Source organism: Nocardioides soli, from assembly GCF_014191495.1.
Taxonomy (GTDB): Bacteria; Actinomycetota; Actinomycetes; order Propionibacteriales; family Nocardioidaceae; genus Nocardioides; species Nocardioides soli.
Window position 1 is genome coordinate 1,030,558 of the sequence record NZ_JACHWR010000002.1, and the last position, 13,582, is coordinate 1,044,139.

Below are 13,582 nucleotides of genomic sequence, written 5' to 3' on the forward strand. Positions count from 1 at the left end.
CGCTGGCTATCCCGGTCCGGCCCGTCCGCGGTCCTGCGGGATAGCCAGTGACCGATAGCCAGTGACGATGTGGTCGTTCCCAGCTGGTGGGGACAGCCACATCGTCACTGGCTATCTTCATGTCCGGCCTTGTGACCGGTCCGGGGCAGGCGCACCATGGGAGTACGGCGTCCCGAAGAAGGTGAGGCCGATGGGCACGACCGATGTCCTCCGCAACTCGATCCAGCACACCCAGGGCCGGCTCTCCGACCGCCTCGCGGACGCCCGCGAGATGGAGGCCCCACCCGACCGGCCCCGGGACGGGTACGCCCGCATCGACGCGTTCCTGTCCAGCACCAGCAAGCACCTGCACGCCGTCGATGCCGTGCTGCTCCGGCCGGCCCGGCGCAGGGTGCCCGACGGCGGAGCGCTGGTCCACGACTACCTCCGCTCGACCAAGGAGCTCGAGGTCGTGCTGGCGCACGTGAAGGCGCACGAGTACGGCTCGGTCTACGAGATCTCGTTCTCCTGGCCCGAGGTCTGGGACGGGGTCGACCTGGCGATGACCGACCACCAGCGCCACGAGGCGGTGCTCGGCAACCAGATCACCGAGAGCCTCGACGATTCCGAGCTCGACGTACTGGCCCAGCGCCTGTACGCCGCGGAGCTGGCCGCCCCGAGCAGGCCGCATCCCTACACGCCCCACACCGGCCTGCTCGGGAACGTCGCCCGCAAGGTGATGTACGCCGCCGACCGCTTCTGGGACACGCTCGAGGGGCGGATGGTGCCCGAGCCGGCGCCGGAGCCGAAGAAGAAGCCGGGCCTGATGGCGCAGTACTTCCTGGCCGACCCGCGCTTCGACGAGGAGGAGCCCACGCCGCGCCCGTAGGTTGGGCCCATGATGCGGATCGCCGTCCTGGGCGGACACGGGAAGACGGGGAGGGCGGTCGCCGCGGCGCTCGCCGACCGGGGCGCGGAGGCGGTGCCGCTCGGACGCGACGCCTGGCCGGACCTGCCCGGTGCGCTCGCGGGCTGCGGCGCGGCGTACCTGATCGCCCCGAACCTGCACCCCGACGAGCCCGCCTACGTCGGGGAGGCGCTGGCCGCGATGTCGGCCGCCGGCGTGGCCCGGGTCGTCTACCACTCGGTCGCCTCGCCGTACGTGCCCGAGATGCCGCACCACCTCGGCAAGGCCGCGTCGGAGGACCTGGTCCGGCGCTCCGGCCTCGCGTGGACGATCCTGCAGCCCGGCGCCTACGTCCAGAACCTCGACCTGGCGGGGCCGTCGGTCTCCGTGCCGTACGACGTGGACGCGCCCTTCGGCCTGCTCGACCTGGCCGACCTGGGCGCCGCGGCCGCGACGGTGCTGCTGGAGGGCGGGCACGAGGGCGCGACGTACGAGCTCGCGAGCCGGCAGGTCACGACGCGCCAACTCGCCGCGGAGGCCGGGCTGACGGCCGAGCGGGTCGCGGACCCGGGCACGCATCCGTGGCTGACCGCGATGTTCGGCTACTACGACCGGCACGGGCTGCCGGTCGGCACGCTGCCGCTCCGTGCGCTGCTCGGCCGGCCCTGAGGAAGGCCGGGTGGCCGCGGCTCAGTTGTTGTTGCTCTGCGGCAGCTTCGGGATCAGCCAGCCGAGGAAGGCGTCCTGGCTGCGGGTCTGGAGGTAGATCCGCCCCGGCCCGGTCAGGTCGCAGACCAGGCCCTCGCCGGAGAAGAACGTCGACTTCCAGCTGCCGACCTTGCGCACGGAGTAGTTGACGCCCTCGGTCCACGCCACCATGTGGCCGGTGTCGACGGTGTAGGTCTGACCCGGCTGCAGGTCGATCGCGTGGATCGCGCCGTAGCTCGAGAGCACCACGTCGCCCTGGCCGCTCACCCGCAGCATGAACAGGCCCTCGCGCGAGAAGAACGTCTTCGCCCCACCCCAGTTGGAGTCGACCTCGACGCCCGCCGACGACGCGAGGTAGGACCCGGACTGGACGAACAGCGTGCCGTTCAGCGGCCACGCCACGATGTCGCCGGCGAGTGCGGGGGCCAGCCACAGCTCGGCGCCCTCGGCCTGGGCGGTGAACGTGTTCATGAAGAACGACTCGCCGCCGAGGATCGACCGACGCAGGCCCTTCAGGACGCCGCCCTGCGTCGAGGTCTCCATCGCGACCGCCGGCGACATCGCGAGCATCGCGCCCGCCTCGGCGCGGACCGTCTCGCCGGCGGTGAGGGTGAGCTTGGCGGCGGCGTACGCCGGGCCGTACATGATCTCGGTCTGCATCGACTCTCCTGGTGACGACCCGAGTGATCAGGTCCCGAGCTCGGGTGGGTACGGCGAGCGTAGTGGCCGTGAGGTGGAGTCGCGGCGTCCCACCCGTGCCTCTCCGTGCCGGCCGCCGACGGGATAGTCCGTCACGTTCTGGTGGTCCTGGCCGCCGTGGGGCAGCCATTCCGTGACGGACCATCCCGGTCGGTCACGTGCGCACGATCTGCTGCAGCGCCCAGCGGTTGCCGTCGGGGTCGGCGAAGTAGACGAACCGGCCCCATGGCTGTTCGTCGACGCCCTCGCACTCGACCCCCCGCTCGCGTAGGTGGGCGAGGGCGGCGTCGGCGTCGTCCACGACGACCTGGATGAACTGCGACGAGCCCTCGGGCAGCATCTCCAGCCCGACGCCGAAGCAGAACGAGCAGGCCGAGCCCGGGGGCGTCACCTGCACGAACCGCAGGTCCGGGCTGACGCGCTGGTCGTGGTCGACCGTCCAGCCGACCCGTTCTCCGTAGAACGCGATCGCGCGGTCGACGTCGGTGACCGCGATCGGGACGAGCTCGATCCTGAAGTCCATGGCACTCTCCTGTGTCCGGTGGAATGTCCTGGCTCCGAGTCAACCGCGGAATCAGGTCAGAACCTGACCGCTGCGAACGCGAGCCGCGGACGACGCCGGTCGCGGCTCGGTGGTCGCGGCTCGGTGGTCGCGGCTCGGTGGTCGTGGCTCGGTGGTCGCGGGCGGCGGTGAGCAGGCAACCGTCCGCGGTGGTGAGACGGTTGCTGGCTCACCGCCGCGCGGCCGACCCCACCGGACCGTCCCCTCCGAGACCGTCCCCACCGGACCGTGCCCTCCGAGACCGTCCCCTCCGGAGACGTCGTCCGGTGCGAGACTGGCCGGGTGACGCTCTCCGACACCGACCTCCTCCACCTCCGCAGCTGCGTCGACCTGGCCCGCGAGGCGCTCGACGACGGGGACGAGCCGTTCGGCTCGATCCTGGTCTCGGGCGCCGGCGAGGTGCTCTACGCCGACCGCAACCGGGTCAAGGACGGTGACCAGACCCGGCATCCCGAGTTCGACATCGCCCGCTGGGCGGGGGAGCACCTGCCGATGGACGAGCGCGCGGCCTGCACCGTCTACACCTCGGGTGAGCACTGCCCGATGTGCTCGGCCGCGCACGCGTGGGTCGGTCTCGGCCGGATCGTCTACGCCGCCTCGACCGAGCAGCTGGTCGGCTGGCTGACGGAGTGGGGCGTGGCACCCGGCCCGGTGCGGCCGCTGGCCGTGCAGGAAGTGGCGCCGGGGCTGACCGTCGACGGTCCCGCGGCGGAGCTCGAGGCCGAGGTGCGCGCCCTGCACGCCCGGCTGCACGGCGTGGCGGACCCGGGCGCCGTCAGCTGACCTCGATCTCGGCCAGGACCACGAGGTCGTGGTAGGAGTCGGGGTCGATCCAGACCCGGCGTACGCCGTGGTCGCGGAGGGTCTGGTCGATCGCGTCGAGGAGCGCAAGCCGCAGGGCCACATCGGCCCCAGCATGCACGGTGACGATCTGCTCGGTGCTGGTGGTCATCTCGGAGGTTTCGGAGGCACGGTGGGTAAGGACGCTCATGCGCGACCCATCGTCGTGGCCAACCCGGATCTGCAGAACAAGTCACGCGTATACCCGATCTTGGGGGATTTCCCGCGACTTCGCCACCCGTTGGCCCAATAAAGCGGGCTTGGTTGACGACCGTGACCCGCGGGAGCGCCACCCTGGCAGACTCGGCCCATGCCGCGCCGACCCCTCGAGCCCCGGTCATGAGCCGCCTGACGCTGGTCACCGGCGGCACTCGCGGCATCGGCGCCGCGATCGCGCTGCGGCTGGCCGCCGACGGCCACGACCTGGTGCTCGGCTACGCGCGCGACGACCGCGCGGCGGAGGAGGCCCGGCTCGCCGCCGAGGACGCCGGGGCCCGCTGCGCGGTGGTGCGCGCCGACCTCACCGACCCCGACGGCGTCGACCGGCTGTTCGCCGCCGCCGCGGAGCACGGTCACCTCACCGGCGTGGTCAACAACGCCGGCGCGACGCTGCACATCGGCCCCCTCGCCGAGACCCCGCCCGGGATCGTCGCGGCCACCATCGACCTCAACCTCACCGCCGCGCTGCTCGTCGCCCGGGCCGCGGCGCGGGCGCTCGGCACGTCGTACGGCGGCCCCGGCGGGGTGCTGGTCAACATCAGCTCGGGCGCGGCGACGCTGGGCGCGCCGGGGGAGTACGTCCAGTACGCCGCGGCGAAGGCCGGCGTCGACGCGCTGACCCACGGCCTCGCCCAGGAGGTGGCGGCCGACGGCGTCCGGGTCGTCGGTGTCGCGCCCGGCATCGTGCGCACCACGATCCACGCCGACGCCGGCGATCCGGGCCGGACCGACCGGGTCGGGCCACGGGTGCCACTCGGCCGGGTGGGGGAGCCGAGCGAGGTCGCGGATGCCGTCGGCTGGCTGATGAGCGACGAGGCGTCGTACGTCACCGGCACCACGCTGCGGGTGGCCGGCGGGCGCTGACCCGTCACGGCTCGATCAGGCCGGCCCGGATCGCGTAGCGGGTCAGCTGGGTGCGGTCGCGCATGCCGAGCTTGGCCAGGATGTTGGCGCGGTGCCGTTCGACGGTCTTGATGCTGATCGTCAGCGCGCGGGCGATCTCCCGTGACGAGCTGCCCTCGGCGATCAGCTTGAGCACCTGGTCCTCGCGCTCGGTCAGCACCGTCTCGGGGACGCGCTCGCCGCGGCGCATCCGGTCCAGATAGTCGCGCACCAGCGCGCCCATCGCCCCGGGGTAGACGAACGCCTCGCCGCGCAGCGCGGCCCGGCACGCGCTGACGAGGTCCTCGTCGGCGACCGACTTGAGCACGTAGCCGCACGCCCCGGCCTTGAGCGACTCGAAGAAGTACTGCTCGTTGTCGTGCATCGACAGCATCAGCACCTTCGGCGGCTCTCCGCGCGCCGTACGCCGCCCGATCTCGCGCGCCGCCTGCAGGCCGGTCATCCGGGGCATCGCGATGTCGAGGATCACCAGGTCGATCTCGGTGTCGCGCACCCGGTCGACGGCCTCGGCGCCGTCGCTGGCCTCGGCGACCACGGTGAGGTCCGGCTCCTGGTCGAGGATCAGGCGGACGCCGCGCCGGACCAGCGCGTGGTCGTCCGCGAGCAGGATCCGGGCCGGCGCGGGGCTCGTGGCGGCTCTCATGCCGGCACCTCGAGCCGCACGGTCGTGCCGACCGGTGAGCTGGTGACCGTGAGGTCACCGGCGGCCAGACGGGCCCGTTCCCGCATGCCTCGCAGACCTGCACCGTCGCGGCGTACGTCGAAGCCGCGGCCGTCGTCGGCGACCTCCAGGACGACGCGGTCGCCGACCTTGGTCAGCGAGAGCTCGACCGCGCTCGCCCCGGCATGCCGGGCGGCGTTGGTCAGCGCCTCCTGCGCCACCCGGTAGACCACCAGCTCGGTGTCGGAGGAGAGCGGCGGCAGGCCGGGGGCCACGACCCGGCGCACGGATGCGCTGCTGTGCTCGGCGAAGTCGTGGGTGAGCGAGGCCAGGGCGCTGGCCAGGCCGAGGTCGTCGAGCACGCCCGGACGCAGCTGGCGCGCGACCCGGCGTACGTCGTCGAGCCCGTCGCGGGTGCTCTCGCGCAGCGCCGCGAGCTCGTCGGCGAGCTCGGCGGGCGCCCGCTGCTCGGCCTGCTTGAGACCGAGCAGCACCACCGTCAGCTGCTGGCCGATGTCGTCGTGGAGCTCCCGGGCGATCCGGTGCCGCTCGGCCTCCTGCGCCGCGAGCTGCTTGGCGTTGCTCATCGAGCGCTCCTCCTCGAGCCGGTCGACCATCGCGTTGAAGCCGAGCACGAGGTCGCGACCGGGTCCGGAGTCCGGCGGCTTCAGGCGCCGGCCGGGCCGCTGCGGGTCGACGCTCGCCATCTCGCGCACCACCCGGTCCAGCGGCGCCAGGCTCGACCGCAGCAGCAGCGCGTTGGTGACCACCATCAGGAACAGGCCGAACCCGAGGACCGCCGCCTCGGAGACCACCGGATGCCGGGAGACGCTGACCGGGGCGACCACCAGCGCCAGCGTGGCCGCGGTCAGCACGGCACCGTTGATGACCAGCACCCTCCAGTACAACCGCACACCGTCAGCCTCGCATGTGCCGGCAACGGGAGCGCGCGTCGTGGTGGCGTCCGCCGGCCTGTGCACCGGCCGGGGCACCCGCGTCCGGCGACGAAATGGGTGGTAGCACCCATTCGCTGGGCGCCGTCCGCCCCGAAGACTTGAAGCATGACCACGACGACGCTCCTGCTGCTGGCCGCAGCGGTGCTCGTCGCCTGCTGGGCCGCCACCTGCACGCGGCTGGTCGCCGCGGACCGGTGGACGGTGGTGACCCGGGGTGGCGTGGTCCACCGGGTCCACGCGTCCGGGCTCGCCTGGCGCTGGCCGTTCGTCGAGCGCTTCGAGCCCGAGCTCGACGCGCGACGTGAGGCGCCGGTCGGCGCCCGGGCGACGACCACGGACGGCGTACCGCTGCTGGTGCTGGCGGAGGCGACCGTCTCCGTGCCCCGGCCGGTGCCGGGCACGCGGTACGTCGATCCGTGGACAGGGGCCGAGCGGGCCGCGGAGGACGCGATCACCCGCTCGGTGACGGGGTGGGCGGCGGCCGAGCTCACGCAGACGGCCGCCGCCGCCCATGGCCCGATCCGAGACGCCGTGGAGTCGGCCGTCGACGACTTCGGCGTACGGCTCCACGATCTCGAGTTGGTCGAGGTCGGAATCCGCCTGGACGAGATGTCCCAGCAGCAGCTCACGGCCCGTGGACCCGACTGATCTCAACCTCGTCGTGCTCGCGGCGGCGGCACTGCTCCTCGCTGCGGTCGCCGCCGTGCGGATCTCGACCCGCGTCGGCCTGCCGACGCTCCTGATCTACCTCGCGATCGGCCTGGCGGTCGGAGAGTCCGGGCTCGGCCTGGACTTCGAGGACGCGCAGCTCACCCAGGTGCTGGGCACCATCGCGCTGGCGGTGATCCTCGCCGAGGGCGGCTTCACGACCGACTGGGCGACCGTCCGCCCCGTGGCACCGCTGGCCGGCGTGCTGGCGACCCTCGGGGTGGCGATCTCGGTCGCCGTGACCTCGGGCCTGGTCTACCTGCTGCTGGACGTCGACGTCCGGACGGCGATCCTGCTCGGGGCCGTCGCCTCGTCCACCGACGCCGCCGCCGTGTTCGCGGTGCTGCGGCGGATGCCCGTGCAGGGCCGGCTCCGCGCGATCGTCGAGGCCGAGTCGGGGTTCAACGACCCGCCGGTCATCATCCTCGTCACCGTCGTCACCTCCAGCGCCTGGGCCGAGGCCAACGGCATCGAGATCGCCGGCCTGGTCGGCTACCAGCTCGTCGTCGGGATGGTCGTCGGGTTCCTGGTCGCCCGCGCCGGCCAGTGGGTGCTCGTGCACAGCGCGCTCCCGGCGTCCGGGCTCTATCCGATCGCGACGTTCGCGATCGCGTTCCTCGCGTTCGCCCTGGCCGGCGTGGCGGGCGCCAGCGCCCTGATGGCGATCTACGTCGCGGGGCTCAGCCTCGGCAACGCCCGGCTGCCACACCGGGCCGCCACCGCCGGATTCGCCGAGGGGTTGGCCTGGCTCGCGCAGATCGGCCTGTTCGTGATGCTCGGCCTGCTGGTCAGCCCCGGCCGGCTCATCGACGCGCTGCCCTACGCGCTCGTCGTCGGCGCCTCGCTCACGCTGGTCGCCAGGCCGGTCTCGGTGCTGCTGTGCGCCACGCCGTTCCGGGTGCCCTGGCGCGAGCAGGCGTTCATCAGCTGGGCCGGGCTGCGGGGCGCGGTCCCGATCGTGCTCGCCACGATCCCGATGAGCGAGGGCCTGCCCGCCGCCCACCGGATCTTCGACGTCGTCTTCCTGCTCGTCGTCGTGTTCACGCTGGTGCAGGGTCCGACCCTGCCCTGGGTCGCCAGGAGGCTGGGCGCTGCCGTCGAGCACCAGCCCCGGGCGGTCGCGATCGAGTCGGCGCCGCTGGAGGAGCTCGACGCGACCCTGCTCCAGTTCTCGATCGAGCCGGGCTCCCGGCTCGCCGGCGTCGAGATCTCCGAGCTGCGGCTGCCTCCGCCGGCCGCGGTCTCCCTGGTGCTGCGGCAGGGCGAGATCTTCGCGCCGTCCCCCTCGACCGTCCTGCGCACCGGCGACCACGTGCTCGTCGCCGCCGCGCGGGAACACCACGCCGCCGTCGAGAGCCGGCTGCGGGCCGTCAGCGATGCCGGCCGCCTGGCCGGCTGGTACGCCGAACCCCACCGAGGAGCTGCTTCGTGACCCACCTCAGTGACCACACGGTCACCCTCGCCGCAGTGGCGATCTTCGCGATCACCTACGCGTTCATCGCCACCGAGAAGGTGCACCGGGTCGCTGCGGCGCTCGGCGGTGTCGCCGCGATGACCGTCATCGGACTGGTCGACGCCGACAGCGCGTTCTTCGATCACCACACCGGCGTCGACTGGAACGTCATCTTCCTGCTCTTCGGCATGATGGTGATCGTCGGGATCCTCAAGCACACGGGGCTCTTCGAGTTCCTCGCACTCTGGGCCGCGAAGTCCTCGCGGGGCCGGCCCGCTCGCCTGATGACGCTGCTGATCCTGATCACCGCGGCCGTCTCGCCGGTGCTCGACAACGTCACCACCGTGCTCCTGGTCGCTCCGGTCACGCTCTCGGTCTGCGCCCGGCTCGGCCTCTCGCCGGTGCCCTACCTGATCACGCTGATCCTCGCCTCCAACATCGGTGGCACGGCCACCCTGATCGGCGACCCGCCCAACATCATCATCGCGAGCCGCGGCGGGCTGAGCTTCAACGACTTCCTGATCCACTCGCTGCCGATCACCGTCGTACTGGTCGCCGGGCTGATCTTCCTCAGCCGCTTCCTCTTCCGCCGCGAGCTCGACGTCGAGACCTTCAACGACATCGCCGACCTCCGCCCGACCGACGCGATCACCGACGCACGCCGCCTCGTGCGGTGCCTGGTGGTGCTCGGCGTCGTCATGGTCGCCTTCGGACTGCACACGGTGCTCCACCTCGACCCGTCGATCGTCGCGATGCTCGGAGCCGGGGCGATGGTCGTGGTCGCCCGCGCAGAGCCGGAGGAGTTCCTCGCCGAGATCGAGTGGACGACGCTCGCGTTCTTCATGGCGCTCTTCGTGCTCGTCGGCGGGCTGGTCGAGGTCGGGGTGATCGGCGACCTCGGCCGGTGGGCGGCCGACGCGATGAGCGACCACGAGCTGCTCGCGTCGACCGTGCTGCTCTTCGGCTCCGGGATCATCGGCGGCTTCGTCGACAACATCCCCTACACCGCGGCGATGGTGCCGATCGTCGACGAGATGGTGGCGGCGTCCCCGAGCGCCGGATCCGGCAGCCCGCTGTGGTGGGCGTTCGTGCTCGGGGCCGATCTCGGCGGCAACACCACGGCGGTCGCGGCCGGTGCGAACGTCGTCGTCCTGGGGATCGCGGCGAAGGCGGGGCACCCGATCAGCTTCTGGCGGTTCACCCGCTACGGGCTCGTCGTCACCGCGGCCTCGCTCGTCGTGGCCTGGCTCTACGTGTGGCTCCGGTACTTCGTGATCGCCTGAGCCGCCGCCTCTTGGCAACTCCTGCCATGTGCGGGGGTGGGTGTTGGTCATTAGGTTCGGACACATGAGGGTTCTGCTCGCGCTCGGCGGAAACGCCATGACGAACGCCGACGGGCGTGCCCGCCCCGAAGACCAGATCGCCGCGGCCGGGGTGGCCATGTCGGCCGTCGCCGATCTGCTCCGCCAGGACGTCGCGGTCGTCATCACCCACGGCAACGGCCCGCAGGTGGGCAACCTGCTGGTCAAGAACGAGCTCGCGGCGGCCGTGGTGCCGCCCGTGCCACTCGACTGGTGCGGCGCCCAGACGCAGGGCACGCTCGGATTCGTGCTGATGAACGCGCTCGACGCCGAGCTCGCCCGCCGGGGCATCGACCGGCGTACGGCCGCCGTCGTCACCCGCACGCGGGTGGACGCCGCCGACCCGGGATTCGCCCGGCCGACCAAGCCGATCGGCCGGTTCCTGCCGGCCGAGGAGGCGGCGGTGCTCATCGAGCACGGCGAGACCTGGGAGGACCGCGGCGCGAAGGGCTGGCGCCGGGTCGTCGCCTCGCCCGAGCCGCTGGAGATCGTCGACGCCCCTGCCGTCCGCGCGCTGGTCGACGCCGGCCTCGTCGTGGTCGCCAACGGCGGCGGCGGCATCCCGGTCGTGCGCCACGACGACGGCTCGCTGGGCGGGGTCGAGGCGGTCATCGACAAGGACCTCGGCGCCGCGCTGCTGGCCCGCACCGTCGACGCCGATGTGCTGGTCATCGGCACCGACATCGCCCACGCCGTGCTGCACTACGGCACCCCCGAGGCCCGCGACGTCGGCGTCGTGACCGTCGCCGAGATGCGCTCGTACGCCGCCGACGGCCACTTCGCCAGCGGCTCCATGGGTCCCAAGGTCGACGCCGCCTGCACGTTCGTCGAGCAGGGCGGCGCCCGGGCCGTGATCACCGACCTCGCACACATCTCCGAGGCGGTGACCGGCGCTGCCGGCACCGTCGTCGTACCGAACTGAACAGCACCACACCGGAAAGAGGAGTCCATGCCCAGCGCCATCGAAGTACGCAAGGTGCCGATCCACTCGGTTGCCGACGCCAGTGAGCTCGCCAAGCTGATCGACGACGGGGTCATGGAGGCCTCGCGGGTGATCGCGATCATCGGCAAGACCGAGGGCAACGGCGGAGTCAACGACTACACCCGGATCATCGCCGACCGTGCGTTCCGCGAGGTGCTGATCGAGAAGGGCGCTCCCGAGGAGCAGGTCAAGCAGGTCCCGATCGTCTGGTCGGGCGGCACCGACGGCGTGATCAGCCCCCACGCGACGATCTTCGCGACCGTGGACGCCGAGCCGACCGACGAGCCGCGGCTCACCGTCGGCTTCGCGATGAGCGAGCAGCTGCTGCCCGAGGAGATCGGCCGTACGTCGATGGTCTCCAAGGTCGCCGACGCGGTGAAGGTCGCGATGGAGCGCGCGGGCATCACCGACCCGAAGGACGTGCACTACGTCCAGACCAAGACCCCGCTGCTGACCATCCACACCATCCGTGACGCCAAGTCCCGCGGCAAGACCGTGTGGACCGAGCACACCCACGAGTCGATGGACCTCTCGAACGGCGTCACCGCGCTCGGCATCGCCGTCGCCCTCGGCGAGATCGAGATGCCGACCGACGCCGACGTCATGCACAACCGCGACCTCTACTCCGCGGTCGCGTCCTGCTCCTCCGGCGTCGAGCTCGACCAGGCGCAGGTCGTCGTGGTCGGCAACGCCCCGGGTGTCGGCGGCCGCTACCGGATCGGCCACTCGGTCATGAAGGACGCGCTCGACCAGGACGGCATCTGGGAGGCCATCAAGGACGCCGGCCTCGACCTGCCCGAGCGCCCGCACAGCTCGGACCTCGACGGCCGTCTGGTCAACGTGTTCCTCAAGTGCGAGGCCTCGCAGGACGGCACCGTCCGCGGTCGCCGCAACGCGATGCTCGACGACTCCGACGTGCACTGGCACCGCCAGATCAAGTCCTGCGTCGGCGGCGTCACCGCGGCCGTCACCGGTGACCCGGCCGTGTTCGTGTCCGTCTCCGCGGCCCACCAGGGCCCCGAGGGTGGCGGCCCCGTGGCCGCGATCGTCGACCTGGGCTGAGTCCCGGCCTGTCCAGGGATACCCGGTTCACCGGGTATCCCTGGACATCTCGCGGTGTGCAACGCCCGAGAAGCGCATGAAGTGCCCGAGAAAGTCCCGCGTGGGACCCTCGGGCACTTTGTCTTCTCCGCACCGAGACACGCCGGCTCGGGTCCGGCGGGCGGCGGTGGGTGCTCCACCGTTCGTAGTCCGAGAGTCGGTGGATCTTGCACCGCCGTCGGATCCGATCCGATCCGATCCGAGCCGAGCCGATCGTCCGGCGGTGGATGTTCCACCGTTGAGGAGTCACATCGCTTGTGGGTTCACCGGCCAGCCGCCAGAACCCGCACGACACGCCGAGCATCCCCGGCGTGTCGTGCGGGGTTCGGCGGTCAGCCGGTGAAACCCGCAGCGGCGCGGCTCAGGACTCGAGCCACTCCCGGATCGACTCGTTGTGCTGACCCAGGGTCGGGGGAGCGACGTGCTCGGAGCGGCCGCCGGAGAAGGGGTTGTCGTCGAAGCGGATCGGCGATCCCGGCAGCTTCAGCTCACCCTGGGTGGAGTGCTCGACCGAGAGCAGCAGACCCTGCGAGAGCACCTGGTCCCAGCTGTAGACGTCGTCCATCGACCGCACCTTGCCCGACGGCACGCCGGCCTCGGAAAGCAGCGCGAGCCAGTGCTCGGCGGGCTCGGCGGCGAAGAGCGACTCGATCCGGGTGATCAGCGCGTCCCGATGGGCGACCCGCTCGGCGTTCGTGGCGAAGCCGTCCTCGGCGGGGTCCCAGCCGAGGGCGCCGCACAGCGCCCGCCAGAGGCCCTCGGAGCCGCAGGCGATCTGCACCGGCGCGGACTTCGTCGAGAACATGCCGTACGGCGCGATCGACGGGTGGTGGTCGCCCGCGAGGCCTGGGACCTCCCCGGCGACGGTCCAACGCGTGCCCTGGAAGGCGTGCACGCCGATCATGCCGGCCAGCAGCGAGGTGCGCACGACCCGGCCGCGGCCGGTGCGCGAGCGCTCGTGGAGCGCGGCCAGCACGCCGAACGCGCCGTTCATCCCGGCGATCAGGTCGGCGATCGGCACGCCGACCTTGGTCGGCTGTCCGGTGCCGGTGATCGACATCAGGCCGCCCTCGCCCTGCGCGATCTGGTCGTAGCCGGCGCGGGTCGCCTCCGGCCCGTCGTGCCCGAAGCCGGTGATCGAGAGCACGATCAGGCCCGGGTTCAGCTCGTGCAGCCGCGACACCGGGAAGCCGAGCCGGTCGAGCACGCCGACCCGGAAGTTCTCCATCAGCACGTCGGCCCGCTCGACGAGCCGCGCGAGCACCTCGCGGTCCTCGTCGGACTTCAGGTCGAGGACCAGCGACTCCTTGTTGCGGTTGGCCGCCATGAAGTACGTCGACTCGCGCTCGTCGTCCTCGCCGACGAACGGCGGGCCCCAGCCCCGGGTGTCGTCACCGGTGGGTGACTCGATCTTGATCACGCGTGCGCCCATGTCGCCGAGCATCATGCCGGCGTGCGGACCCGCGAGCGCGCGGGTCAGGTCGAGCACCGTGAGGTCGGACAACGGGCCTTCGGAAGACGGAGCCATGCGAGCACGCTATCG

At 72.1% G+C, this 13,582-nt stretch carries 15 protein-coding genes; 9 read left to right on the forward strand and 6 right to left on the reverse strand.

Going from position 1 to position 13,582, the window contains the following annotated elements; genetic code table 11:
* Window positions 1-190: 190 nt before the first annotated feature.
* Together FHU40_RS15360 and FHU40_RS15365 are read left to right on the forward strand one after the other, a co-directional pair.
* Complete coding sequence (locus FHU40_RS15360) at window positions 191-868, forward strand: hypothetical protein (RefSeq protein ID WP_183593157.1); 678 nt, start codon at window positions 191-193, stop codon at window positions 866-868.
* 9 nt (window positions 869-877) lie between these two features.
* Entirely contained in the window at window positions 878-1,555 is a 678-nt protein-coding gene (locus FHU40_RS15365) for an SDR family oxidoreductase (protein WP_183593158.1), read from the forward strand.
* Window positions 1,556-1,576: 21 nt separating this feature from the next.
* Here FHU40_RS15365 and FHU40_RS15370 read toward each other — a convergent pair whose 3' ends face one another.
* The gene (locus tag FHU40_RS15370) at window positions 1,577-2,254 is read right to left on the reverse strand and encodes a TIGR00266 family protein (RefSeq protein WP_183593159.1); all 678 of its coding nucleotides are present in this window, start codon (window positions 2,252-2,254) and stop codon (window positions 1,577-1,579) included.
* Between the two features lie 193 nt (window positions 2,255-2,447).
* Window positions 2,448-2,816 (reverse strand): VOC family protein, encoded by a 369-nt coding sequence (locus tag FHU40_RS15375; protein ID WP_183593160.1) that lies wholly within the window; start codon window positions 2,814-2,816, stop codon window positions 2,448-2,450.
* 321 nt (window positions 2,817-3,137) lie between these two features.
* Between FHU40_RS15375 and FHU40_RS15380 the strand changes: the two genes are divergently transcribed.
* Complete coding sequence (locus tag FHU40_RS15380) at window positions 3,138-3,638, forward strand: deaminase (protein ID WP_183593161.1); 501 nt, start codon at window positions 3,138-3,140, stop codon at window positions 3,636-3,638.
* Here FHU40_RS15380 and FHU40_RS15385 read toward each other — a convergent pair.
* Window positions 3,631-3,807 (reverse strand): hypothetical protein, encoded by a 177-nt coding sequence (locus FHU40_RS15385; RefSeq protein WP_183593162.1) that lies wholly within the window; start codon window positions 3,805-3,807, stop codon window positions 3,631-3,633. The genes FHU40_RS15380 and FHU40_RS15385 overlap by 8 nt on opposite strands.
* 227 nt (window positions 3,808-4,034) lie before the next feature.
* Between FHU40_RS15385 and FHU40_RS15390 the strand changes: the two genes are divergently transcribed.
* A complete protein-coding gene (locus FHU40_RS15390) occupies window positions 4,035-4,778 on the forward strand; it encodes an SDR family oxidoreductase (protein WP_183593163.1) in 744 nt (247 codons plus the stop codon).
* Between the two features lie 4 nt (window positions 4,779-4,782).
* On the opposite strand, the gene FHU40_RS15395 is transcribed toward FHU40_RS15390, so the two are convergent.
* A complete protein-coding gene (locus FHU40_RS15395) occupies window positions 4,783-5,460 on the reverse strand; it encodes a response regulator (RefSeq protein ID WP_183593164.1) in 678 nt (225 codons plus the stop codon).
* The gene (locus FHU40_RS27735; RefSeq protein WP_252274674.1) at window positions 5,457-6,392 is read right to left on the reverse strand and encodes a sensor histidine kinase; all 936 of its coding nucleotides are present in this window, start codon (window positions 6,390-6,392) and stop codon (window positions 5,457-5,459) included. The genes FHU40_RS15395 and FHU40_RS27735 overlap by 4 nt, the downstream gene beginning before the upstream one ends.
* A gap of 147 nt (window positions 6,393-6,539) precedes the next feature.
* Between FHU40_RS27735 and FHU40_RS28325 the strand changes: the two genes are divergently transcribed.
* From FHU40_RS28325 to bar, 5 genes are all read left to right on the forward strand, one after another.
* On the forward strand, window positions 6,540-7,082 hold the full coding sequence (locus tag FHU40_RS28325) for an SPFH domain-containing protein (protein ID WP_246390604.1): 543 nt from the start codon (window positions 6,540-6,542) through the stop codon (window positions 7,080-7,082).
* Window positions 7,069-8,574: a potassium/proton antiporter gene (locus FHU40_RS15405; protein WP_343057878.1), complete on the forward strand. Its 1,506-nt coding sequence runs from the start codon at window positions 7,069-7,071 to the stop codon at window positions 8,572-8,574. Before FHU40_RS28325 ends, FHU40_RS15405 begins: the two co-directional genes overlap by 14 nt.
* On the forward strand, window positions 8,571-9,878 hold the full coding sequence (locus tag FHU40_RS15410; RefSeq protein ID WP_183593167.1) for an ArsB/NhaD family transporter: 1,308 nt from the start codon (window positions 8,571-8,573) through the stop codon (window positions 9,876-9,878). Before FHU40_RS15405 ends, FHU40_RS15410 begins: the two co-directional genes overlap by 4 nt.
* Before the next feature lie 64 nt (window positions 9,879-9,942).
* Window positions 9,943-10,878, forward strand: a complete 936-nt coding sequence (locus FHU40_RS15415; protein ID WP_183593168.1) for a carbamate kinase — start codon at window positions 9,943-9,945, stop codon at window positions 10,876-10,878.
* 27 nt (window positions 10,879-10,905) lie between these two features.
* Window positions 10,906-12,000 (forward strand): barbiturase, encoded by a 1,095-nt coding sequence (bar, locus tag FHU40_RS15420; RefSeq protein ID WP_183593169.1) that lies wholly within the window; start codon window positions 10,906-10,908, stop codon window positions 11,998-12,000.
* A gap of 400 nt (window positions 12,001-12,400) precedes the next feature.
* Here bar and FHU40_RS15425 read toward each other — a convergent pair whose 3' ends face one another.
* Window positions 12,401-13,567 carry a CaiB/BaiF CoA transferase family protein gene (locus tag FHU40_RS15425; RefSeq protein ID WP_183593170.1) on the reverse strand — a complete coding sequence of 389 codons (1,167 nt, stop codon included), beginning with the start codon at window positions 13,565-13,567 and terminating at the stop codon, window positions 12,401-12,403.
* Window positions 13,568-13,582: the final 15 nt, after the last annotated feature.